This is a genomic window from Marinomonas communis (genome assembly GCF_004363305.1).
GTDB classification, from domain to species: domain Bacteria; phylum Pseudomonadota; class Gammaproteobacteria; order Pseudomonadales; family Marinomonadaceae; genus Marinomonas; species Marinomonas communis.
In genome coordinates, this window is the sequence record NZ_SNZA01000004.1 from 58,139 (window position 1) to 78,495 (window position 20,357).

Below are 20,357 nucleotides of genomic sequence, written 5' to 3' on the forward strand. Positions count from 1 at the left end.
TCATAGGGCGGAGTATAAAGAGCATCAACGCTATCAGCAATTCAAGGAGACTAACCTATGACTTTATTTTCAAAATCGATACACTTTAACGTTATAAATATGAAAAAGGGCTACCACTTTGTGGAAATTAAGTCAGTTACAGTCGGATACCATCAATGCGCTTAAAGATCACGAATGCATTGCCATGGAGGTAGCCTCTCAGAAACTGGTTGTATTTAACCTTCATGGCCAACGGTTTGCCTTTCGCAACCGCTGCCCGCATCAAAACAAGAAACTACTCACTGATCAGTCGCATTGTTTTGATGAAACCTTTTCTCTCGTTGAATGTCCATTACATGGCGCACAGTTTTTGCCTTCATCTGGCGCCTGTGTTTCAGGACCATGCTTGGGCCACAAACTCGAACGATACCAATTTATTTGGCAAGACGATGATCTCTTTTTATCAAGGTCAGAGCATTAAGAGTCCTTTAAACGCTCCGATTCAACACACTTAATAGACAAAACAATAAATAGAACCATGGCAAAATTTGAACGCGATATACAAACAGCATTAATTGGTATCATTTCCGGCTTAAAGCATGCGATGAGATATGCGATGAACGACAGCGACATTCCCCTGTCGCCTTTGTATTTTATTATTCTCAAGATGATTCATGATTGCCCTAACTGCACACCCATGCTCATTGCTCATCGCTGTGGACGAGATAAAGGGCAAGTCACTCGTTTGGTCAAAGAGCTAGAGTCGCAGTCCATGGTAGAACGATTCCCAAACCCCGAAGACAAACGCAGCTTTTTCCTTCGTTTAACAGAACAAGGCAAAACCTGCTTTGGAACGTTAGAACGTTATGATATCGATGCATTAGAAGCCATGACTCATGGCTTAACTGACGAGCAACTTCAGCACTTCTTAGACATTGCTAACATTATGAGTGAGAACTTAAGCCTATACCAAAAATCTACTCACTGATCTCAGAGGCCAATTGATCGAGAAAAGTTCGCATAAATTGGGAGCGGCGCTGCGCCTCTTTACGGCCGCTAAAAGTTTGAAACGAACTGTCTAAACTCAAAAGCTTTTTGTAAAAGTGATCGACTGTATAAAGAAGATCATTCGGCTCACGCTCTCGGCAAAATGGATCCAATGCTTCGTAGAGACTACGGTCAAGCCGTCCACCCACCATCATACATCTAGCGATCCCGATCGCACCGAGAGCATCCAAGCGATCAGCATCTTGTACCACCTTTGCTTCAAGCGTTCGAGGGGTAACTTGTGCACTATAGCTGTGGGTAACAATGGCGTGTTGAATGGCACAAATATCAGCGCTATCAAACCCCAGCCTTTTTAGGAACGGCTCTGCTTTTGTTGCTGAGTCAAACGATGCTTGCGCTCTTTTAGGGTCATCCTTTGGATAATTGACCAGGTCGTGTAGCCATGCAGCCGCCGCAACAATGAGAACATCCGCCCCTTCTTGTAACGCAAGCTTTTTGCTCTGATGCACCACTCGCCCCAGATGTTCCAGATCATGAGCGCTATCCTGTTCCATCTCATCAACTAAATAGACTTTGCAGGCCTGTTCTAACGTATCAAGGGTTAACATTATACGGTCTCAGTGTTGGCTTCGATCCATTGATCATACCATTGCGGCACTTGCTCTGCAGGCATTGGTCGAGAAATATAATACCCTTGACCAAGCTCGCAGCCTAAATGAATCAGTTGCTCCATGTGCTCATATGTCTCTACCCCTTCTGCAATCACATCTAAAGAAAAAGCCTCTGCAAAGCCTATTACTCCTTTAATGATGGCTAAATCGCTCTTATCTTCTAGCATATCTCTGACAAAGCCATGATCGATCTTCAGCACATCAACCGGCAACTCTTTCAAATGACTCAAAGTTGAGTACCCCGTACCAAAATCATCCAGCGACACACGAATGCCCAGTATTTTACAAGCCTCAATCACAGCAGACACTTTAGCTAGATCTTCAATGGCACTGGTTTCTAAAATCTCCAGCTCTAGTCGCATCACGGTTTCTTTCGGGAATTGCTTCAACAGTGCGCGCAATTCAGGAATAAAAGACGCCTGCTGTAATTGATAACCCGCAATATTTACACTAACGCATGGGCAAATGTCTAATGAGCCCCAAGCCTGCATCTGTTCTAATGCCGTTTGGATAACCCAGAAACCTACTTTTAATTCGAGCGCCTGATTTGTCATGGCTGGCAGAAACGCAGCGGGAGGCAATACCCCTTGGTCGGGATGTAGCCAACGTATTAATGCTTCATAACCGATCACTTCTCGAGTGCGCATATTCACTTTCGGCTGATAGTACAAACGAAATTGATCTTGGTCGAAAGCAGTTTGCAGTTCATCATAGAAGCGGTGCTGCTCAACTAAAATATCTTCTTGGCTTAAATCGAAAGCTTTAAGTCGATTTCGACCGCTTATTTTCGCCTGGTACATAGCCTGATCTGCCTGTCGAATCAGTTGATCAGCCTCTACTACGCGCTTTTGCGGATAATACGTCACACCAATACTGGCACTTATATGAAGCGTTACACCAGATACTTTAAAAGGTTCTGCTAAAGCGACCAAGAGAGCCTCCAGTCGAGAGTCGACTTCTATTCGCTCACCTGAAATGGGGAGAATTAGGACAAACTCATCACCTCCAAATCTTGCTACAACAGAATCCTCACTTAAGGTTGCCTTCATGCGTTGAGCAACACTGACTAGCAGCAGGTCTCCCGTCTCATGACCAAACGTATCGTTCACTTCCTTAAAGCCATCTAAGTCCAAGAAAGAAAGCGCAAAGTGCGTTCCATAAACTGACGCATTTTGGATTTTAATATCCAATGTATTGGTTAAGTTAGTTCGATTAGGCAACCCAGTTAATGCATCAAAATAAGCAATATGTTCTAACTGCTCTTCATTGCGCTTTTGACGGGTAATGTCTGAAAATAAAGAAATGTAATGACTAACCTCTCCCTCTGAATCATTAACAGCAACGACCGTCAAATTCTGAGCATAGATATTACCGTCTTTTCTTCTATTCCATATCTCCCCTTCCCAAAAACCAGCAGTCAGGATTTGCTCCCACATCTGTTGGTAAAATTCTTTACTCTGTCGACCAGAGTTCAGAATTCGAGGATTTTGGCCCAATATTTCCGCTCGCGAATAACCAGTAATACGAGAAAAAGCTGCATTAACGTCTAAAATGCTGCCATGAGGATTGGTAATCGCAATCCCCTCTCGTGCGTTAGCGAACACACTTGCCCAAAGCTCAAGCTGCTCCTCACTCAAGTGTCGATCTGTTATATCTGAATGCGCGCCCACCAGCAGGGTTACCTCATCGTCTTCATTGCGTATTGCTTGAAGGCGATCTTCAACCCAAACCCAGTGGTCACCGCAAGCAAGTCGATAGGTAAGGACTAAGGTGTCACGATAATGGCTATGCTGCCATTGTTGAAATAACTTAAGAGTTTCCTCCAAGTCTTCTGGGTGAACTGATGACTTCCACCAGTTCGGGGTGTTTTTCACCTCTTCAGCACTTTTATGATAGAGCTGAAAACAATTACTGCTGACAAATGTAGGTCGATAGTGCTCTGGGTCAAGAGAGTAGATCACTGCTGGACTACTTCCCAGCAACTCGTCCAGCTGCTGATGGCTTTTACTAAGTAACGCTTGAGCTTCTTTCTCTTGGCTAACTAAGACAGTTAAGTGCCGATTTTTACGATATGTGTTTAACGACAAATACACTAATGCACAAACAGCAGCGGTTACTAAACCGAAATACCAAATATATTGAGAGAATACTCGCCACCAACTTAATGGCGCTTCATCATAAGGCGGGATATCAAGTGCTTTTAAAACTTCTTCAACGGGCATGTAACTCAATGGAGGAGCAAATCCGTGCACCCCATATTGATAGGAACTTTCGCCACCGACTTTTAATGCCAACAACGCTGATGCAACAGAGCGCGTCACTTCTGAAGAAATCTTTGCGTTTGCAACAAACACCCACTCTGGATAAAGTCGGGTTGAGACCCTAAACGGATAGCCAGCTAGATGCTGCGCATTCAGTATCTGCACATCACCCGCTTGCAACCGATTTTGTTTAACTAACCTTTCGATCACTCCGGTTCGAACAAAGCCAATTTCTTGCTCTCCAGATACAACTGATTCGACAACTGCTTCTGGTGACTCATACACCGATACCTTTTCTGGTGTAGGTTTAAGGTAACCCAATGCTTCAAGCTCAAAGACTTGAGCAATATAGTTCTCTAAATAGTGGGGGGAACTGACAGCAACATTATATTTGTAGATATCTTTCAGTGGGATAGTTGGCAGGCCCTGTTGCATCAGAAGCACTCCTCCCATCAAATTTGTTGTCAAAGAACCGTTCCCGCGGCTTAACGTTCCAAGAGTCCCGCCAACCACGCCAAGGCTACGAAGGGTTAAGAAGCTAACAGGGTCCAGCAAAAAGAAATCAAAGTTTTGATAAGCTCCCTTTTTTGTCAAATTTTCTGAATCAAGTACAGTTAGCTTGAACTCATAATCGTCAAGTTGCTCAGACATTTCATTTAAGATGGATTGATACAATACAACCGTATTCACATCAGGGTTGTACGAAAGTATTGCAAGAGAAAGGCTAGTTTTATCCGCAAAAGAATAGGATGAAAAACAAATACAAATTGCACATACGAATCTAACGAACATTCCTTGGTCACCCAATCATTAGGTTTTGCACTCTTATTTTTGCTCTGACTTAAATATACATCATAAACAATCTTATCATTCACATTTCGAAGATCTAGCCAGCCTCTTGTTGCAGTGTAGCTGCTCATTATTGATAAAACACTGAAGTAAGAAATTATTCTTCTTTCAACAGCATAGCTGCCAAATATGCTATATTTCACTTTGGCTTTATAGAGATGGATCGCAATCGTAAGTTACTTTGAGTACGACCTTAAAGATTATTTTAAGGTATAGAGACTTAAATCAAATATCTACTTAGACTTTTATTTGTCCTCAAATATACAGCTGCCTAAACCATTTTAACTTGATACATTTATGTTAAACCCGTTCTGACAACGAGCACATTTGTCTTTAGTGATGTATGGAGTCTCTTTAAATGCTGGATCTGCGGATTAAAAAACATCGCCCCTTGCTGGTTTCCGTTGGCATTTTTATCACGATATTTTGTGCTTGCCTCTATTTCATTAGCCTCTCCAACACAAACTTTAAGCAAAACCAGCGCTTATTGTTAAGTGGCATGGCACGCTCTCAAGCCGCTGAAATAGAGCGAAATTTAAGCTTATCATTAACGTCTACGCAGATCTTGGCGCATCAAATCAGTATTGATTATGAGAAAGTCAATCATTTCGAAAGTTATGCACAGACCATCATGCAATCCTTTGAAGGTATTAGCAGCATTCAACTGGCACCAGAAGGCATTATTCGTTACATCTACCCTCTTCAAGGCAATGAATCTGCTCTTGGGCTAGATATTCTAAATCATCCTAAATATGGCGAAGCGGCACAACTCGCTATCGCAGAAAGAAGAATGATCGTCATTGGTCCCGTGAAGCTAGTTCAAGGCGATATCGCTGTAATCAGTAGAACCCCCATTTTCACCAAGACATCGAATGGCAATGAGCAATTCTGGGGATTTGCATCCGCATTAATCATGCTAACCCCTCTACTCGAGAAGACTGGCATTCATCAGCTGGAAGAAGAAGGCTATACAATCCAAATTCAGCGCCGTCATACGGACTCAAAACAAACTTTCGACTTTTATCAATCTCCCACTGAACTGGACAAAAATGCTGCAGTCGAAGCAGATATAACCTTGCCTACAGGTGCTTGGACTCTCACTCTCTCTCATAACATCACTAGCGTTCTTCATACAAGAACTCTGAATATGTTATTCGTGGCCTTATTGCTTAGCAGCATATGCTCATTAAGCCTATACAACATCTTAATTCGCCCAATTCGACTCCAGAAAGAGGTCAATGCAAAAACGCTTGAACTAAAAGAGTTAGCTTTCAGAGACCCACTAACAGGCCTCCCGAATCGACGTTTCCTAAACGATCATTTTCCGAACATCATCAAAGAAATTGTGGCCAATAAATCCTTAGGGGCATTTATCTATTTTGACCTAGACAACTTTAAATCCATCAATGACACCATAGGGCACGATGTCGGAGATCAGATGCTAGCCTCCATAGCCGATCGTCTAGAGCGCAATAAAGATCATGATGATATCGTTCTACGTCTTGGTGGCGACGAGTTCGCCATCATCGTTCCAAGTCTTGTCTCTCATGAAGAGCTGAAAAGAAAAGCCGAGGCCATTTTGCATAACACGCAACAGAGCCTTAGCATTCGTCATCGGGATTTTAAACAAAGCACTTCACTGGGTATTACCCTTATTCCTGATCACGGCACCCAAGTACTTGAATTAATGCAATACGCGGATGTGGCGTTATATGAAGCCAAACGTCGAGGAAAGAATCAGTATGTGATTTTCGATGACTCCATGCACAAACAGTCGGTTGACACTCACAATGAAGAAATGGCTTTAGCCAGAGCATTAGAGCGAGATGAGCTCGTTCTCCACTTTCAACCACAGTTTGACCTAAGCCTAAATAAGATAGTGGGTGCAGAGGCACTCGTCCGCTGGAAGCACCCAGATAAAGGTCTCGTATACCCAGATAGTTTTATCCCATTAGCGGAACAATCTGGACAGATTTTGGCACTCGGCAATCGAGTCATTGAAAAGAGTTTCGAATATTTAGCGTATCGGGAAGCTCTTGGACTTTATCCAATCCTACTTCATATTAACCTGTCCTCTCTACAACTAAACGACCCCAATTTAGTGCCCTTTGTTAAAAGCATGGTACAAACGTACAACATACCTGGTCACTACATTGGTTTTGAAATCACTGAGACAACATTACTTACAGATATTAATCACGCCAAAGAGACCCTAGAGGAGTTAAAGTCCCTGGGCATCTGTATTGCTATTGATGATTTTGGAACAGGCTTCTCTTCATTGGGACAACTGAAGAACCTTCCCGTTGATTTGCTAAAAATTGATCGTAGTTTTGTGTGGGATTTAGAACGTGATAAAGATGATCGTATGATTGTTGAAGCTATCATTGCAATGGCTCATAAGCTAGACATCATGGTGATTGCGGAAGGTGTGGAAAGCAATGCTCAACTGAACATGTTAAGGGAGTTTCATTGTGATTTGGGCCAAGGCTATTTTATCAGCCGCCCGATTCCTCAAGAGCAATTTAATGACTTCCCAGAATCCATCACTCTCAATGACTTATTGGACGCCTAACAATACCTTTTTCGGCAGACAAAAAAGCCAGCTTCATGAAGCTGGCTTTTTTAAAGAGCAACCGACAGTTTTTAAGATGCTAAGCAAATAGCTCGACCGTGGTTGTGAGACTCTACAAGCTCTTTGTGCAAGCTTCGAATCGCCACTTCGTAGTCTTCTTCATCGACAACAAACTGCATATCTACTTGGCGCATTGACTGGTGCATAGCAATGACGTTGATATTCTGCTCTGAAATCGCTTTTACCGCACTAGCCAACATACCTGTTGTCTTCATATCAGAGCCAATTGCAGAGACGATGGCAACTTTGCGCTGTGTAATCTCGGCTTCTGGGAACTCTTCGCCTAGCACGCGAATCACACGTTTTAAGGTTTTTAAGTTCGCCGCAAGATAGTGTGTAATGCTGTTAGCGTTAATGTCTTTGGCAATGATATGCGCGCCTAATTGGTTTAGGATCTTCAAAACTCCCATATCAAAGGAGTCAATTTCACCCGCCATCTCTTGGTCGAATAGCTCAACAGCATATACACCACGGCTGCCAGCAATGATTTCAACACATGGTGCATCTGATACATAGTCACCTGTGATGAGCGTGCCGCTGTGCTCGGGTTCAAAAGTATTCTTTACGCGCAACGCAATTCGACTTTGGCGAAGGCCTTTAGCTGCTTTCGGGTGAATCGCTTCCATGCCCAAATTAGCAAGCTGATCGGCAACATCATAATTAGTTCGACCAATTGGTACCGCTTTGTCTTCTCCAACTAAACGAGGATCCGCACTACTTAAGTGGAACTCTTTATGAATGATGGCTTCACGAGACTGAGTTAAAACCGCGATACGACTAAATGTCATCTCAGAATAACCACGATCAAACGTTGTCATTAGACCTGTTTCACTGTGAGCATAGCCTGTTGCTATTGGCAGTTGCGTCGCTAGATCAATATCCTTGAACGATTCCACAATACGTTCATCTAGAGACATATGAGTGCTTGCATTCCAGCCTGTTAAGTCAACAAAAACAGCATTGACGCCGTCACGTTGTAGCAAGCTCGCCATGTTCCATGCACTGTGCGCCTCACCTAAGCTAGCCAACATTTCACGAACTGTTGCAAGGTGTTCGCCGATCGCAAAATGACCATGGGAACAAAGGCGACTGAGGTCTTCGAGGGCTTCTTGAGCCTGGTCAAGACGAGCACTTAAAAATGTATTCGCTTCATCCAGCAGTTCGCTCTCACCAAATAGATCACGGTTGATTCCCAACATGGTTTTGCGAACTTCATCAAAGGCTTCGCGCCAGCCATTTTGATTACGATCTTTGGCAAAGTGAGCATAAATACCCGCATCACCGGTTTTCTTATGTTCAAGCAGCTTATCGGTAATACCACCGTAAGCTGATACCACGAAAATTCGCTGATACAGGTCTTCTGTGCCTGCTGGTTTAAAAATTATATTATCTCTTACCGAACGGTAGTCACTCATGGACGTTCCGCCGATTTTATCAACTGTATGTAGTCCCATTTTCTTTCCGAATTTCTTGTAGGGGTAAGGGAACCTCAACCTATTTGTGAGCGCCGCGCGTAGTGTGTCATAAGGAAGCTCAAATATTAAGCATGAATTACACAAATCTTAATTAAATATGACTGTTTCAAGGGGCTTTATACTATCCCTAGCGGAAATGTATTCTGGTCGAGTTTCTGTACTCGAAAATGGCTCAACAACACGGTTGCTAAGACCATTAAATACGAAAAATAGGTTGGATCTTGGATAAGGCGTAATATTGCCATTGGAACCGTGCATAGTATTGCAATCGAACAGGGTAATTCGACCTAATGGTCCAGTCGCTGTTTCAATGCCGCCTTCCCTTACCATCTGAGTTAATGACTGTTCATCAGGTACTCCGAACTCTTGTTTTTTTAGGGAGAATAGGTAGTGATTTTTAGGTGTTGCGCCAACACATGAAACATATCGCTTATGAGACCCTGGAATTAACATAAGTGGTCCATTTTGAGACTCATTCTTAGTCAATGCGATCGACATACTGAGTGCTCTCATCCGTGGCATCCCATCTTCTGTATGCCATGTCTCAAAGTCAGAGTGCCAATAGAATTCTTTACCACTGAATCCTGGTTTATAATTAAGCCGACTTTGGTGTATGTAGACACGCTCACCTAAAAGGTATTCTGCAATAGCGACAAGACGAGGGTCCTGAGCCAATTTTGCAAACACATCACTTAGTGTATGCAATGAAAAAATTGAACGAACTGCGCCGCTCTCTTGCTCTGTGATACTTTCCTCTCTTTGCTTGATAGACGAATCTTCGCGCATCCGATGCATCTCGGAGATCATTTCATCTAGTTCATACTGAGTAAAAATATCATCAAGAAACAAGAAGCCTTTTTTTTCATACTCTGCAATTTGCGCCGCAGTCAGCGGCGCATGATCAGTTGCCTTAGAGTAAACAACAGGATCCTGGCGAGGAATACTGACAGGCTTTGCATATAAGCGTGAAGGATACATATCTTCAGTGTCATATTGTAAAGTCTGTAACTCTGCCATAACCTTTTATCTCCCTCTTTTTGAATTAATCAACTAGTTCGTAAGCACCTTCTTTATTGTGAACTTCTTGACCTGTTACTGGCGGATTAAAGACACATGCAAGCTTCAATTCTTTAAAGGCTCTCAATGTGTGTCGGTCATGCTCATTTAGGTTGTACAAGGTACCAGGTTTAATTGGGTACACTTTGCCGTCTTCTCGGCTTTCAATTTCCCCTTCACCTTCTATACAGAACACGGACTCAAAGTGGTTCTGATAATGAAATTGACACTCTTCACCAGCAAAGATAGTCGTAATATGGAACGAGTAACCCATATTGTCGCCCTTTAAAAGCATGCGAACGCTTTGCCATTTGCCATCAGGTGATACAACTTTACGTTCCGTTTGTTCACATTCGTGTAAATCTCTAACAATCATTGGAAATCCTATTCAGTTAAACGTGTTAAAAAAGGGCGCACGAGCGCCCAACGAGTAGTCAGATAACTTATACGGCGATGTCGTAGTTTTCGTCGAAGTAGCTTTTCTCTTCAGGCATTTCATCCGTCTTCGCGCAGACTTCTCGGATGGACTGCTCAACAATATCCAAGCCATGCTTAAGCTGCTCATCTGTGATAATCAATGGACATAGGAACTTGACTACTTGATCGTCAGCGCCAGATGTTTCAATCATTAGATTTTGCTTGAAACACGCCTTAGTAATTTTGCTTGCCAGCTCGCCACTCACACAGTTAATGCCACGCATCATGCCACGACCGCGTACCGTGAAATTGCCTTCACCGAGTTCATCAACGATCGCTTGCAAGCGGTCCTCAATATATTGCCCTTTACGTCGCACCTCTTTGGCAAAGGCATCGTCTTTCCAGAAGGTTTCAATGGCTGCTTTTGCAGTAACAAAGGCTAAGTTATTGCCTCGGAAAGTACCGTTATGCTCACCAGGTTTCCATTGATCGAGCTCAGGTTTAAACAGTACGATCGCAAATGGCAAACCATAGCCAGAGATTGATTTAGAAAGTGTCACAATATCCGGCTTTATACCCGCAGGCTCAAAACTAAAGAAAGTGCCTGTTCGACCACAACCAGCCTGGATATCATCCACGATCAGCAATACATCGTGTTTCTTACAAACAGCATCTAAATTCTTGAGCCAATCTAGGCTTGCAGCATTAATACCGCCCTCACCTTGTACTGTCTCAACCAATACCGCCGCTGGATGGTCAATACCACTTGATGAATCAGCCAGAACTTTGTCTAGGTATTCCGTGGTTTCAATACCATCACCAAGGTAGCCATCGTATGGCACTCGACTTACACCACCTAATGACGTGCCCGCTACTCCGCGATGATGCGAGTTACCTGTTGCAGACAATGCACCTAAACTACAGCCATGAAAGCCGTTGGTGAATGTAATAATGTTCTCGCGACCAGTGACGTTACGCGCAAGTTTCATAGCCGCTTCAATAGCGTTGGTGCCTGTAGGCCCTGTAAACTGCATCACATATTCAAGTTCGCGAGGCTCAAGGATGTGCTCTTTGAACGTCTCCATGAACTCCCCCTTCGCTTTAGTGTGAAGGTCAAGTCCATGGGTAATACCATCTTCCATAATGTATTCGACGAGTTTCTTTTTGAGGATTGGATGGTTATGACCGTAATTAAGTGTGCCTGCACCGGCTAAAAAATCTAGGTACTTATTGCCCTCTTCATCGAACAGATAGCAACCTTGAGCTTTGTTAAAAATACGCGGAAATGAGCGGGCATAGGACTGAACTTCAGATTCAATTTCTTCAAAAATTTTCATAAATAATTCCTCTTATCTTTATAAATAATTCTGTGCGGATCGCAGACAACGTCAGTGGCTAGAACGGACCTATTTTGACTAGGTGCTCGGTCTTATGTCGGCCATGGAAATGTTCTGCTTCATCAAAATGAATCGATGATTCAAATGGAGCGCTCAATGCTTTTGCAAGGCTGCGAAACAGCCCCCAAGAGGCTTCATTATCTGGGGTTATTGTTGTTTCAATGTATTGAATACCGCTCAACGATGAACGTTTTAACAGCTCCAACACCATATTTTTGGACAGACCACGCCCTCTTGCTTTTGCATCTACAGCCACCTGCCAAACAAACAGCACATCAGGTTGAGCGGGAACACGATAGCCGGAAACAAAACCAACCAGCTCTCCATCCAACTCAGCTGCAATACCTGTCTCAGCAAAGTGACTACACTGCAGCAAATTGCAGTAAGCAGAGTTTTGGTCTAAAGGTGAACAGCGTTTCACCAAATCAAACAGGGCCACGCCATCCTCTGTCACAGGCTTACGAAGTTTGATGTTACTTTCAACCATAAATTTTACATCTCTAATAACTAAAAATTAAAAAAAAGCAATAAAATCCGTTGCAATGCTCAAATTCACTATAAAAATAATTACATGTCTAAATATTTATATCAACTAAATCACTGGGTTCTTTCTCATTTAATAATCATTCACAAGATTTATACTCACCTCTAAACCTATGTTTTATGGTCTGTTTTTGACCAAATTGGCAGAATTAACTTGAAAAAGATGAACAAAATTTGCAGAATCGCCCGCCAAATCAGAGAACTTTGTGATGTTTTTGAACATTCACAGACAGCGGCCCTCTGTGGGAAGGTCGATCTGTTTAGTTTCTGAAAGCAGTTCTTCCATTAACAAGAAGCAAGAGAGCCGATATAGCAGTACGGACCGTCACCCATCAGTGACCTCTCAAACACGCTCCCAAAAGGTTCGTGTTATTTGCTTAGAAAAAAGAGAATTTTATGCAAGAGAAAAAGTCCATCCACGGCTCTTGGGCGAGCCGCTGGGTATTTATCTTAGCAGCGACAGGATCTGCTGTAGGTCTTGGTAACATCTGGAAATTTCCCTACATTACTGGTGAAAACGGTGGTGGCGCGTTCGTCCTAGTGTATCTTCTATGTATCGCCCTAGTCGGTATTCCGATCATGATTGCTGAAGTATTTGTTGGCCGTCGAGCTCGACAAAGCCCAATCAACGCTTTAGTTGACTTGGCGGAAGAATCTGGCAAAAGCACCAAATGGAGCCTAATCGGTGTAATGGGATTATTAGCAGGTGTGCTAATCTTTTCCTTCTACTCAGTTGTAGCTGGCTGGGTACTTCAATACATTGTTTCTACCGCTAATGGCTCACTAAACGGCGTGACATCTGAACAAGCTGGTGAGATTTTTAGTGGCCTTTTGGCTGATCCTGGTACTCTTCTTCTGTGGCACACTATATTCACTATCATGGTTGTAGGCGTTGTAATCGGCGGTGTTAACGCTGGTTTGGAACGTGCTACTCGCATCATGATGCCTGCTCTATTTGTGCTATTGTTTGTCATGCTAGGTTACGGCATGAGCACAGATAGCTTTGGTGCAGGTTGGAGCTTCATGTTTGACTTCGACTTCAGCAAGCTTTCGTGGGATGCTGTTTTAGTTGCTGTGGGTCACTCATTCTTCACCCTGTCTCTGGGTATGGGTACCATCATGGCATACGGCTCTTACATGCCTAAGCGCGCTTCAATTGGTTCGACTGTCCTTGCCATCGGCTTCCTAGACACTCTTGTTGCTTTGGTTGCAGGTCTTGTTATTTTCCCAATAATCTTTGCGAACGGCATGGATCCAGCGGCTGGCCCAGGACTAATGTTTATTTCATTACCTGTCGCGTTTGGCCAAATGGCTGGTGGTCAATTCTTTGGCACCCTATTCTTCGTATTAATTGGTGTTGCAGCATGGACTTCAGCAATTTCTTTGCTAGAGCCGACCGTTGCTTACCTTGTTGAGCGCGTTGGTATGAAACGTTCAACTGCCACTATTGCACTGGGCGTTGTCGTTTGGGCTGTGGGTATTTTGTGTCTTGGTTCATTCAACTTCATGTCCGATGTGACACTGTTTGGTAAAAATGTATTCGACTTCCTTGATTACATTACTGCTAACATCATGTTGCCACTTGGCGGTATCTTTATCGCGCTATTCGCTGGCTGGGTGGTTAAGAAGAAACACGCTTCTGATGAGATCAACCTTAAATCTGAAGGCTTATTCAACCTGTGGTTGTTTGTCGTGAAGTTTATCGCTCCAGTTGCTGTTGGCGTAGTATTTATCTTAAACCTTTAATTCTTAGATAAGTTACTATGTTTAAAGCCCTGCCTGTGCAGGGCTTTTTCGTTTATGACTTCATCGCATAACTTTCTATGGGACTTTTCAAAACTTCTAAAAGTGCTGAAAATCGATCTGAACTGGCTTTTTGCCAAAGTTTTTCATGGAAGTAGTAAGCAACAGTATTAATCGCAGGCTCAATTGTCGCCACCAAGCCACCCACTAAAAAACTACCTGAAATCAGATAAGCTACTGTAAATGCAACGCTAAAGTGCATCACCGCAAATGTTATTGTCTTAACCATGTAAAGCACCTCTTGTTTCGTTCTGTGGATGCATTTAGATTAAAACAACCTATTGATTATAAAAAATCAATAAACACAATAACTTTAATAGACTAAGCCTAATTCAAATAAGCCGCCAAATCTGAAAAGACCCGCCAGGGCTTATCTAGATCATTCGAAGCCTGACTTGCAAGCCATAGTCCTGTGCCGATAAAACAAACATCGCAAGGAATACTAGACCACTGCTGCAACCACTTCTCAGCCTCAACTTGCGACATATCCTCGGCAACGAAAACAAGGCGCTTAGGAGTAAGTGCATCATAAAGAGTCACAATATCTGCAAAACTTCTAACACCATCCATACAAAAGAACTGCTCTGAACTGCTCGCTTTTAGCCAACACAACAACCTAGACATCAGTGCGCAATTATCGAGATTAATCACCAGAGCATCGCTCTGAAGCAAATTGCCGCCGGACAAATCCGTCATTGAAATCACCACATCTGACAGCGCGCTTTGCAATGCTAAACGGGAAACTAGACGAGAGGATTGGTTTCTCAACTGCTCTAAAACAGGCAGAACACCTCTCATTAAAAGCACACTTGCGGGATACTGTTTGCTGGCCTCACGAAACATCGGCTCCCATTTGCTCTGACGCAGATCGATAACAGCATCCATAAATTGCTGCTGCCAAGCTTGCCAAGCATCTTCGTGCTGCACTTCCAGGTCGGCATCCTGATTGGATTCAAGCAGTGATTTGACCTTTCCAACAGGTACACCAAGATGTACCCAATAAAGTATCTTTTTGACACGGTCAACATCCTGAGGCTGGTACAAACGATGCCCTTTTTCAGTTCTATAAGGCTTGAGCAAACCATAGCGCCGCTCCCATGCCCTAAGCGTGACGGAGTTGACGCCAGTTTGTTCTGAAAGAATTCTAATTGGGAAGTAATCCACTTGATCTAAATCGTTCGTAAGGCTCATTCAAAATACTCAAACTTGTACAATTACAGTTTATGTACAAAAATAATCTTATACAAAGTTATTTTGTGTATAAGAATATAAAAGATCAATCAGCGACGGACATGAACAATGAGTGATATCCCACAAGCACGGTTTGCTGTGATTGGCGCAGGTATAGCTGGATCGACTTTCGCCTATTATGCACAACTAGAAACCCATCCATGTATTGTGCTGGACAAATCCCGAGGCACGGGTGGTCGTGCAGGCAGCAAGCGCCTTCCACATGGCAGCGTAGATCTCGGAGCAAGCTTAATTAGTTTCAGCGATGAGTCTATCAGTGATTTACGCGAGCATTTGCTACAGGAAAACATTATTGCTCGCTGGCAAAGTGCATACGTTGGCGTGCCAAGAATGTCAGCAATCACACGATTCTTATTGCAAGATATTCCACTTTACACTGACACCAAAATTCATCATTTAGAGCGTCGCCAGGATCAGTGGTTGCTTCGAGATGAACGATATCAGGCTGTCTGCTTAGCTGACACACTCATCATTGCGGCACCTGCGACACAAGCCGCTATGCTGTTAGCGACGATCCCTAATGCCAATAGCTTGCTGCAACATGCTAATCAAGCGATCAGCCAAACACGTCCACAGTGGGCACTATGGGTTACCACGAGCAAAACTCAGAGTTCTGCGCTAATGACCTGTAATCATCCTATACTGGAAACCATCATCAAGGATTCTGACAAGCCTGGCCGTCACACAGATGAATTTGACACTTGGGTAATTCAAGCTACCAGTCAATGGAGTCAAGACAACATCGACACACCTAAGGCGGAGGTTCTTGCTCACTTGATTCAGGCTTTTGAACAAGAAGTCGGGATAGCAGTTTTAAACACAGGGGAGCCCCATCGCTGGCTACTAGGACGCCAAGCCATGGCACTCTCATCAAAACCGTATCTCTGGGATGACACACGTAAAATTGGTGTTATTGGTGATTGGCTGTGTCAGGGGGATGCTGAAGGAGCAATGTTGAGTGCGAAACATGCTTTTGAAACCATTAGCAAAGCGTACCCGTTCGATCAGGTTTAGGAGGTTAGTATGACCGTTAATGAATGCCACCCAAATCATATTTCTCACAAAATACCTGTGGGCATCAGTTCATGTTTACTCGGAGAAAACGTCCGTTTCAACGGTGGGCACAGTCGTTCAACCTACTGCCTAGGTCCCTTATCAGAGTATTTTGATTACAAGCAGTTTTGCCCTGAAATGGCCGCAGGTTTTGGCACACCAAGACCGACCATGCGATTAGAGGGTAATCCAGATCAACCAAGATTGGTCTTTTCAAACAAACGTGACGTCGTGATCACTGATCAATTGGTGAACTCAAATGAGCGTTATTTAGATAACTTACCTGAGCTTGACGGCTACATTGTGATGAAAAACTCTCCATCGTGCGGCTTTGAGCGCATCAAGGTTTATCAGGAGAATGGGCATCCGCATATGAAGCGAGTGCGCGGTTTATTCACCCAATCACTTATTGATCGCTTCCCTCAATTGCCCATTGAAGAAGACGGTCGCCTAAACGATCCGTTACTGCGTGAGAACTTCTTATTAAGAGTATTTGCTCATCATGAGTTCCGAAATACCGTTTTAAACGATCTCACCATGAAAAATTTGATCGACTATCACAGCCGCTACAAATATGTGGTTATGGCACACTCACAACCATTCTATAAGTCGCTTGGACGCTTGTTATCTGGACAAGAGAAAAGACCTATAGACTCACTTGCCGAAGAATACTTTACACAATTCATGCAAGCCCTTTCTCGACCAGCAAAACGTAAGAATCACTGTAATGTATTGATGCATCTGGTGGGCTATCTCAAGCGCGAAGTGGATTCATCAGTACGCCAAGATATTCTCGATGTAGTCGAACAATATCGTCGTGGTGAAGTAAACCTCACAACACCGACCACTCTTCTTTACCACTATTTAAAATTGTACGGCAGCGAATACGTAAAAGAACAACGCTACTTTGCCCCGTACCCGCAAGCTCTTGGTATTAGGAATACAGTTTAATTATGGCTATTTCACAGTTGGTTTGGTTACGTAATGACATTCGTCTCAACGATCACCCTGCTATCAACCTTGCACAGCAGGATGATGACATTGCTCTGGTCGTTTGCTTAACACCTGAGCAGTGGCAGGAGCATAATGAATCTCCTGCGAAAAATGCGCTTCGCTTTGAACTCACCACAGAGCTGCAACAACAAGCTCATAAATTAGGCATTCCTTGCCATATACTTGAGCTAAAACGCTTTTCTGATTGCCCTGAAGCCATTGCTGACTTGTGTCTTGAACACCACTATACAACTGTTTGGTGGCAAAATGAGCTACCTGTTCACGAAGCACAACGGGATGAGTGTACTGCAAAGCATCTCGACAAGGTTGGCGTTACAACACGACGATTTGCACCAGACCTTATCGTCTCAGAGCCTGTACTCAATCAGCAGGGGCAGCCATTTAAAGTGTTTACGCCCTTTTATAAACGCTGGTTAAGCACGTTAAGCGCAAACATTACGCCACCTTATGAATGCCCTAACAACCAAGAGCCCCCTACGTCATTACCCAGTGAGTTCAAGTGCTACGACATAGATGACTCTTATCGCCAAGACTTGTGGCCAGCAGACTATCAGATTATTAAAGAAAAGCTCTGGCATTTCTGTCATCACAAAGAAGCCGACTACGATGAACTACGAGACTTTCCTGCAAAACCAAATACCAGCACACTGTCACCCTATTTAGCATTAGGGGCAATCGGTCCAAGAGAATGCTTAGAGGCTATTATCCACACCTCGGGAAACAATGAACGGGATTGGCATGGGAGTGTTTGGTTAAAAGAGCTTGCCTGGCGAGATTTTTATAAACAGCTTATGGGGCACTTTCCTGACTTATCAAAGTCCTTGCCATTTAAGCCTGAAACTCAACACCTAGTCTGGAATCACAACGCCAAGGCTTTTAAAGCTTGGTGTGAAGGTAATACCGGTTTTCCTATTGTAGACGCCGCTATGCGTCAGCTTAATCAGACCGGATGGATGCATAACCGCTTACGTATGATTACCGCAAGCTTTTTGACCAAATTACTGTTTGTTGATTGGCGTGAAGGTGAGCGCTACTTCATGGAACATCTCATTGATGGTGAGTTTGCCGCCAACAATGGTGGCTGGCAATGGAGCGCCTCGACGGGTTGCGACGCTGCCCCCTACTTTCGAGTCTTCAATCCGACAAGGCAATCGGAGCGATTTGACCCAGATGGCGTTTTCATCAAACGATTTGTACCAGAGCTAAAAATACTCTCAGGGAAAAGTATTCACGATCCCAATCAGTCTCAACGAAAACAATGTGGCTATCCAGAACCCATTATTGACTATAAAAAAGCGCGTCAGTATGCCATCGCTGCGTTCGATGATCTAAAAGGACAAACCACTTAAAGGCACTCGTTTGACATTTTAGAGTTATGGCATTATTTTGAAGTCTAAATAATAAATTTTGTGCAGATAGGTAATAGGGGCTTCATCAATATGTGAGTTCTGCCTATAATGCGCGCTCAAAAATGACATTTAGACTTTAGCGATTTCTATGCCAGACCAACAACATTTACACGACGTTCTCGTTCATTTACGCCGCATTATACGAGCTACCGACCTCCAATCAAAACGCATCGTTAAAGCCTGTGGTTTGACTATTCCGCAAATCATGGTTTTGCGTGCAATTGAGGAATTAGGGGATGTCACTGTACGCAAAATTTCAGATAACGTTTCTCTAAGTCAGGCCACTGTAACAACTATTTTGAACCGACTAGAAGAACGTAAACTGGTTGAACGAGTGCGCGCTCAAAAAGATAAACGTATCGTCAATGCGCGTCTTACTGAGGAAGGTAGCAACGTTCTGCTGACTTCTCCGCCGCTTTTACATGAAAAATTCATCTCTGAATTCGGTTCACTTGAAAGCTGGGAACAGACACAAATTTTATCCTCATTACAACGCGTTGCTTTAATGATGGATGCTGAGCACATTGACGCCGCACCACTGCTTGATATTAACTCTCCGGCAGCACATTAATTAGTTTTGAATACAAACCTTATTCAGGACGGGTCACCCAAAAGCAAAAAGGCTGCATGATGCAGCCTTTTTTATGTCTCGAAGATTGGATAATTACCGTGCTACTTAAGGTTCAAAACATCTTGCATATCAAATAGACCAGCTGGCTGGTCTTTCAACCAAGCCGCCGCTCGCACAGCACCTTTGGCAAACGTCATACGGCTACTCGCCTTGTGAACGATCTCGATACGCTCACCTTCAGTCGCAAACCACACACTGTGCTCACCTACCACGTCGCCAGCTCGAATGGTTTCAAAGCCGATTTCTTTTTGCGTACGAGGGCCAATTTGACCTTCACGGCCATATACCGCGCATTCTTTCAAATCACGGCCGAGGGCCTCAGCAACAACTTCCCCCATGCGTAAAGCAGTACCAGAAGGTGAATCAACTTTATGACGGTGATGCGCTTCTACCACTTCAACATCGTATTCATCACCAAGAATCTCCGCAGCTAACGATAGAAGTTTCAGCGTTAGGTTCACACCTACACTCATGTTAGGGGCAAAGACCACCTGAGTTTTCTCAGCGGCAGTCGTCAGTGCTGACTTCTGCTCGTCGTCTAGGCCTGTGGTACCGATTACGATCGCTTTATTATGCTCGGCACAAAAAGCCGCGTTCGCTACTGTTAAAGCAGGTGTCGTAAAATCAATCAGCACATCAAAATCTGCAACACAGTCTGCTAAACTGCTGACTAAACTTACACCTAGCTTTCCAACGCCAGCTATTTCCCCTGCATCGGCGCCTAACAATGAGCTGTTTGGGGAAACAATGGCAGCCCCCAATTCAACACCCTCTGCATCGACTGTCGCTTGAATAAGGTTTTTGCCCATACGACCGGCAGCGCCAATAACCGCTATACGCATCATTTTTTATCCTCAAATTAGTTTGTTGAGAACCATACCAAAATTCCCTCTTTTACGCATTATTAG

18 protein-coding genes are annotated in these 20,357 nt (G+C 43.7%); 8 read left to right on the top strand and 10 right to left on the bottom strand.

All coding sequences use genetic code 11. From position 1 onward, the window contains the following. The first annotated feature begins 118 nt into the window (after positions 1-118). Complete coding sequence (locus C8D85_RS11930) at positions 119-460, top strand: Rieske (2Fe-2S) protein (protein WP_133563012.1); 342 nt, start codon at positions 119-121, stop codon at positions 458-460. Between the two features lie 57 nt (positions 461-517). Continuing rightward, positions 518-967: a MarR family winged helix-turn-helix transcriptional regulator gene (locus tag C8D85_RS11935; protein ID WP_133563013.1), complete on the top strand. Its 450-nt coding sequence runs from the start codon at positions 518-520 to the stop codon at positions 965-967. Here the strand turns inward: C8D85_RS11935 and C8D85_RS11940 are convergent. Together C8D85_RS11940 and C8D85_RS11945 are read right to left on the bottom strand one after the other, a co-directional pair. Next, positions 957-1,595, bottom strand: coding sequence for an HD domain-containing protein (locus C8D85_RS11940; RefSeq protein ID WP_133563016.1), 639 nt, complete (start codon positions 1,593-1,595; stop codon positions 957-959). The two genes, C8D85_RS11935 and C8D85_RS11940, sit on opposite strands and share 11 nt — an antisense overlap. Then, positions 1,595-4,711 (bottom strand): EAL domain-containing protein, encoded by a 3,117-nt coding sequence (locus C8D85_RS11945; RefSeq protein WP_133563018.1) that lies wholly within the window; start codon positions 4,709-4,711, stop codon positions 1,595-1,597. The genes C8D85_RS11940 and C8D85_RS11945 overlap by 1 nt, the downstream gene beginning before the upstream one ends. Positions 4,712-5,126: 415 nt before the next feature. On the opposite strand from C8D85_RS11945, the gene C8D85_RS11950 reads away from it, so the two are divergent. Beyond that, positions 5,127-7,340 carry a bifunctional diguanylate cyclase/phosphodiesterase gene (locus C8D85_RS11950; protein ID WP_133563020.1) on the top strand — a complete coding sequence of 738 codons (2,214 nt, stop codon included), beginning with the start codon at positions 5,127-5,129 and terminating at the stop codon, positions 7,338-7,340. Between the two features lie 71 nt (positions 7,341-7,411). On the opposite strand, the gene C8D85_RS11955 is transcribed toward C8D85_RS11950, so the two are convergent. The 5 genes from C8D85_RS11955 to ectA form a co-directional block, all read right to left on the bottom strand. Beyond that, a complete protein-coding gene (locus tag C8D85_RS11955) occupies positions 7,412-8,854 on the bottom strand; it encodes an aspartate kinase (protein ID WP_133563022.1) in 1,443 nt (480 codons plus the stop codon). Positions 8,855-8,962: 108 nt separating this feature from the next. Beyond that, positions 8,963-9,892, bottom strand: coding sequence for an ectoine hydroxylase (gene thpD / locus C8D85_RS11960; RefSeq protein ID WP_133563024.1), 930 nt, complete (start codon positions 9,890-9,892; stop codon positions 8,963-8,965). Positions 9,893-9,917: 25 nt separating this feature from the next. Continuing rightward, complete coding sequence (locus C8D85_RS11965) at positions 9,918-10,307, bottom strand: ectoine synthase (protein WP_133563026.1); 390 nt, start codon at positions 10,305-10,307, stop codon at positions 9,918-9,920. Between the two features lie 67 nt (positions 10,308-10,374). After that, positions 10,375-11,685, bottom strand: a complete 1,311-nt coding sequence (gene ectB / locus C8D85_RS11970; RefSeq protein WP_133563028.1) for a diaminobutyrate--2-oxoglutarate transaminase — start codon at positions 11,683-11,685, stop codon at positions 10,375-10,377. Between the two features lie 58 nt (positions 11,686-11,743). After that, on the bottom strand, positions 11,744-12,232 hold the full coding sequence (gene ectA / locus C8D85_RS11975; RefSeq protein ID WP_133563030.1) for a diaminobutyrate acetyltransferase: 489 nt from the start codon (positions 12,230-12,232) through the stop codon (positions 11,744-11,746). Between the two features lie 452 nt (positions 12,233-12,684). Here ectA and C8D85_RS11980 point away from each other — a divergent pair, with 452 nt between their 5' ends. Beyond that, complete coding sequence (locus C8D85_RS11980; RefSeq protein WP_133563032.1) at positions 12,685-14,034, top strand: sodium-dependent transporter; 1,350 nt, start codon at positions 12,685-12,687, stop codon at positions 14,032-14,034. Between the two features lie 52 nt (positions 14,035-14,086). Here C8D85_RS11980 and C8D85_RS11985 read toward each other — a convergent pair whose 3' ends face one another. Both C8D85_RS11985 and C8D85_RS11990 read right to left on the bottom strand, forming a co-directional pair. Next, a complete protein-coding gene (locus C8D85_RS11985; protein WP_133563034.1) occupies positions 14,087-14,320 on the bottom strand; it encodes a DUF2061 domain-containing protein in 234 nt (77 codons plus the stop codon). Positions 14,321-14,418: 98 nt separating this feature from the next. Then, entirely contained in the window at positions 14,419-15,282 is an 864-nt protein-coding gene (locus C8D85_RS11990; RefSeq protein ID WP_133563036.1) for a MerR family transcriptional regulator, read from the bottom strand. Between the two features lie 108 nt (positions 15,283-15,390). Here C8D85_RS11990 and C8D85_RS11995 point away from each other — a divergent pair, with 108 nt between their 5' ends. The 4 genes from C8D85_RS11995 to C8D85_RS12010 all read left to right on the top strand — a co-directional run bounded on the left by C8D85_RS11995 (position 15,391) and on the right by C8D85_RS12010 (position 19,389). Then, the gene (locus tag C8D85_RS11995; RefSeq protein WP_133563038.1) at positions 15,391-16,356 is read left to right on the top strand and encodes an NAD(P)/FAD-dependent oxidoreductase; all 966 of its coding nucleotides are present in this window, start codon (positions 15,391-15,393) and stop codon (positions 16,354-16,356) included. Positions 16,357-16,365: 9 nt separating this feature from the next. After that, a complete protein-coding gene (locus C8D85_RS12000; protein ID WP_133563040.1) occupies positions 16,366-17,346 on the top strand; it encodes a YbgA family protein in 981 nt (326 codons plus the stop codon). A 2-nt stretch (positions 17,347-17,348) separates the two neighbouring features. Further along, the gene (locus C8D85_RS12005) at positions 17,349-18,758 is read left to right on the top strand and encodes a cryptochrome/photolyase family protein (RefSeq protein ID WP_133563042.1); all 1,410 of its coding nucleotides are present in this window, start codon (positions 17,349-17,351) and stop codon (positions 18,756-18,758) included. Positions 18,759-18,906: 148 nt separating this feature from the next. Then, positions 18,907-19,389 (top strand): MarR family winged helix-turn-helix transcriptional regulator, encoded by a 483-nt coding sequence (locus tag C8D85_RS12010; RefSeq protein ID WP_133563044.1) that lies wholly within the window; start codon positions 18,907-18,909, stop codon positions 19,387-19,389. A gap of 101 nt (positions 19,390-19,490) precedes the next feature. On the opposite strand, the gene dapB is transcribed toward C8D85_RS12010, so the two are convergent. Continuing rightward, complete coding sequence (dapB, locus tag C8D85_RS12015) at positions 19,491-20,294, bottom strand: 4-hydroxy-tetrahydrodipicolinate reductase (RefSeq protein WP_211342187.1); 804 nt, start codon at positions 20,292-20,294, stop codon at positions 19,491-19,493. Between the last annotated feature and the right edge of the window lie 63 nt (positions 20,295-20,357).

What these genes read in the sequence shown, in the direction of transcription:
- C8D85_RS11935 (WP_133563013.1), top strand. Translation starts at nt 518, where the DNA reads ATGGCAAAATTTGAACGCGATATACAAACAGCATTAATTGGTATCATT.
- C8D85_RS11940 (WP_133563016.1), bottom strand. Translation starts at nt 1,595, where the DNA reads ATGTTAACCCTTGATACGTTAGAACAGGCCTGCAAAGTCTATTTAGTT.
- C8D85_RS11945 (WP_133563018.1), bottom strand. Translation starts at nt 4,711, where the DNA reads ATGTTCGTTAGATTCGTATGTGCAATTTGTATTTGTTTTTCATCCTAT.
- C8D85_RS11950 (WP_133563020.1), top strand. Translation starts at nt 5,127, where the DNA reads ATGCTGGATCTGCGGATTAAAAAACATCGCCCCTTGCTGGTTTCCGTT.
- C8D85_RS11955 (WP_133563022.1), bottom strand. Translation starts at nt 8,854, where the DNA reads ATGGGACTACATACAGTTGATAAAATCGGCGGAACGTCCATGAGTGAC.
- thpD (WP_133563024.1), bottom strand. Translation starts at nt 9,892, where the DNA reads ATGGCAGAGTTACAGACTTTACAATATGACACTGAAGATATGTATCCT.
- C8D85_RS11965 (WP_133563026.1), bottom strand. Translation starts at nt 10,307, where the DNA reads ATGATTGTTAGAGATTTACACGAATGTGAACAAACGGAACGTAAAGTT.
- ectB (WP_133563028.1), bottom strand. Translation starts at nt 11,685, where the DNA reads ATGAAAATTTTTGAAGAAATTGAATCTGAAGTTCAGTCCTATGCCCGC.
- ectA (WP_133563030.1), bottom strand. Translation starts at nt 12,232, where the DNA reads ATGGTTGAAAGTAACATCAAACTTCGTAAGCCTGTGACAGAGGATGGC.
- C8D85_RS11980 (WP_133563032.1), top strand. Translation starts at nt 12,685, where the DNA reads ATGCAAGAGAAAAAGTCCATCCACGGCTCTTGGGCGAGCCGCTGGGTA.
- C8D85_RS11985 (WP_133563034.1), bottom strand. Translation starts at nt 14,320, where the DNA reads ATGGTTAAGACAATAACATTTGCGGTGATGCACTTTAGCGTTGCATTT.
- C8D85_RS11990 (WP_133563036.1), bottom strand. Translation starts at nt 15,282, where the DNA reads ATGAGCCTTACGAACGATTTAGATCAAGTGGATTACTTCCCAATTAGA.
- C8D85_RS11995 (WP_133563038.1), top strand. Translation starts at nt 15,391, where the DNA reads ATGAGTGATATCCCACAAGCACGGTTTGCTGTGATTGGCGCAGGTATA.
- C8D85_RS12000 (WP_133563040.1), top strand. Translation starts at nt 16,366, where the DNA reads ATGACCGTTAATGAATGCCACCCAAATCATATTTCTCACAAAATACCT.
- C8D85_RS12005 (WP_133563042.1), top strand. Translation starts at nt 17,349, where the DNA reads ATGGCTATTTCACAGTTGGTTTGGTTACGTAATGACATTCGTCTCAAC.
- C8D85_RS12010 (WP_133563044.1), top strand. Translation starts at nt 18,907, where the DNA reads ATGCCAGACCAACAACATTTACACGACGTTCTCGTTCATTTACGCCGC.
- dapB (WP_211342187.1), bottom strand. Translation starts at nt 20,294, where the DNA reads ATGATGCGTATAGCGGTTATTGGCGCTGCCGGTCGTATGGGCAAAAAC.